Annotated in this window: 2 protein-coding genes and 1 other RNA gene; all 3 read right to left on the bottom strand. The window is 71.0% G+C overall.

The genetic code is table 11. From position 1 onward, the window contains the following. Nucleotides 1-1,186, bottom strand: a 1,186-nt coding sequence (gene dnaX / locus QQK25_RS22690) for a DNA polymerase III subunit gamma/tau (protein WP_284190000.1), incomplete at its 3' end; no start/stop codon positions are given. 98 nt (nt 1,187-1,284) lie between these two features. Continuing rightward, an RNA gene (gene ffs, locus QQK25_RS22685) (signal recognition particle sRNA small type) lies at nt 1,285-1,383 on the bottom strand. Between the two features lie 46 nt (nt 1,384-1,429). Continuing rightward, a partial coding sequence (locus QQK25_RS22680; RefSeq protein WP_284189999.1) for a HAMP domain-containing sensor histidine kinase occupies nt 1,430-2,424 on the bottom strand: 995 nt, incomplete at its 5' end.

Below are 2,424 nucleotides of genomic sequence, written 5' to 3'. Positions count from 1 at the left end.
CAGGCGCCGGGGCGGCAGGTGCGGGCGCCGCAGGACGGGCCGGCACCGGGCGCGCCTGCCCCTGACCACCGCCACCCGCCATCACCGCGCCCAGCCCGGCCGGCTGATCCGGGCGGAAGGCGAAGAGGCGCAGCAGGGTCATCGAGAAACCGGTGGTCTCGTCGGGGGCCAGCGGCAGCTCGTCGCGGCCGTGGATGGTGATCTGGTAGGCAAGCTGCAGGAACTCGGCGTCGAAGGCCTGGGCGTAGGGCGCGAGGCGGGCCGCTTCGAACTCGTCGGCAACCGCCGCCGGCGCCAGCTGGACCAGCGCGATGCGATGCAGCAGCGCGGCCAGCGACTGAAGCGCGGATTCGAAGGACAGGCTACGCGCCTCCATGCCGTCGACGGCGGCCATCAGCGCGGCCACGTCGTTGGCGACCAGCGCATCCAGCACGGCGTAGAGGTGATCGTCGCCCACCGTGCCGAGCATGTCCTGCACGGCTTGTTCCTCGACCTTGCCGGCGCCGTGGGCGATGGCCTGGTCGAGCAGCGACAGGGAATCGCGCATCGAGCCGTTGGCGGCCTTGGCGATGTGGCGCAGCGCGCCCGGCTCGAAGGGCACGGCCTCGGCCTCGAGCAGCCGCGTGAGGTGGCCGACGATGTGGCCCGGCGGCATCTGCTTGAGGTTGAACTGCAGACAGCGCGACAGCACGGTGACCGGGATCTTCTGGGGATCGGTGGTCGCGATGATGAACTTGACGTGCTCGGGCGGCTCCTCAAGCGTCTTCAGCATCGCGTTGAAGGCATGCCCGGTAAGCATGTGCACTTCGTCGATCATGTAGACCTTGTAGCGGCCCTGGACCGGCGCATACACCGCCTGGTCGAGCAGCGCGGCCATGTCGTCCACGCCCCGGTTGGAGGCGGCGTCCATCTCGACGTAGTCGGGAAAGCGGTCGGCGTCGATGGCCGTGCACGCGGCGCACTGGTTGCACGGCGTGGGCGTGACGCCGGTTTCGCAGTTGAGCGCCTTGGCGAGGATCCGCGAGATCGTCGTCTTGCCGACACCGCGGGTGCCGGTGAAGAGATAGGCGTGGTGGAGGCGACCGGTGGAGAGGGCGTGGGTCAGCGCACGGACCACGTGCTCCTGCCCGACGAGCGTCTCGAAACTGCGCGGGCGCCACTTGCGGGCAAGGACTTGATAGGCCATGGCGGAATTCTATCAGGCGCCGGCGCCGGGCCGACGGACTCGAAGGACGGCAGACGAATGTAAAAAGGGGCGTCCGCCTGGACGCCCCTCGAATTCGGGGTGGCGAGCCCGACCCCCGGCACTAGCAGGGAACGGCTGTGGCTGCTGCCTTCCGGCCCTGACCAGGTTCACCGCGCTGCTATGCGGGGAGACCCGCCACGGCGCGCATTCTAACAGCAGGCCGCGGCTGCGCCCAACTTTCTTTCAAGGCATTTTTTGCGCCGCAGCAGCGGGGCCGAAAGGCAGCACGATCTCCATCACCAGCCCACCGTCCGGGCGGTTGCTGGCCGCGATGTGCCCGCCGTGGGCCTCCACCGCCCGCCGCGCGATGGCCAGCCCGAGGCCGAAGCCCCCCGCCGACTGCCCGGCGGGACTGCGGTAGAAGGGCTCGAAGATCGCGGTCAGATCGGCCTCCGGCACGCCGGGCCCGCGGTCGGCCACGGTAAGCACGAAGTGCCCGTCCGCTGCGCTCGCGCGCACCTCCACCACGGTGCCTTCAGCGGTGTATTTCACCGCGTTGCGGATCACGTTCTCGAAGGCACGCTGGACGAGTTCGACCCGCATCTCGCCTTCGGCCTCGCCATCGCCGGTGAAGCTCAGCTCGCGGCCGCGGGTGTGGGCCTCGAAGCGGGCGTCGTCAGCGATGGCGGCGGCCAGATCGAAAAGCTCGACCGGCTCGCTGCGGCTGTCGCGGGTGCCGGCATCGAGCCGGGCGATGGTGAGGAGCTGGCCGACCAGCTCGTCGAGGCGCACGGCCTCGCGCTCGATGCGGTCGAGGGTCGCCTCGAGCTTGGCCGGGTCCTGCCGGGCCAGGCCGATGGCGGCCTGCAGGCGGGTGAGCGGGGTGCGCAGCTCGTGGGAGACGTCGTGGAGCAGGCGGCGCTGGGCCCCGATGAGGTGCTGGATCTGCTGGGCCATGCGGTCGAAGTCGCCCCCCAGATCGGCGATCTCGTCGCGCCGGGCGCCCATCAGCGGGCCGACGCGGGTCTCCAGCTGACCATTCGCCACCGCGCCGAAAGCCCAGCGCAGGTTGCGGATCGGCCGCGCCAGATACCAGGCCAGGAGCGCGCTGAACACCACGCTGGCGATCAGCCCGGTGGTGATCGGCACCCACGGGCTGGGAGGCAGCGGGCCGTGGCGGTCGAAGGGCGGACGCCCGCCGCGGGGTGGCTCGCCCGGCTTCGGGCCAGCGCCGGGCG

The organism is Zoogloea oryzae (genome assembly GCF_030161255.1).
In the GTDB taxonomy this organism is placed as follows: domain Bacteria; phylum Pseudomonadota; class Gammaproteobacteria; order Burkholderiales; family Rhodocyclaceae; genus Zoogloea; species Zoogloea oryzae.
The sequence above is the reverse complement of the archived record's forward strand: the minus strand, read 5'-3'. Positions and strand labels throughout refer to the sequence as shown.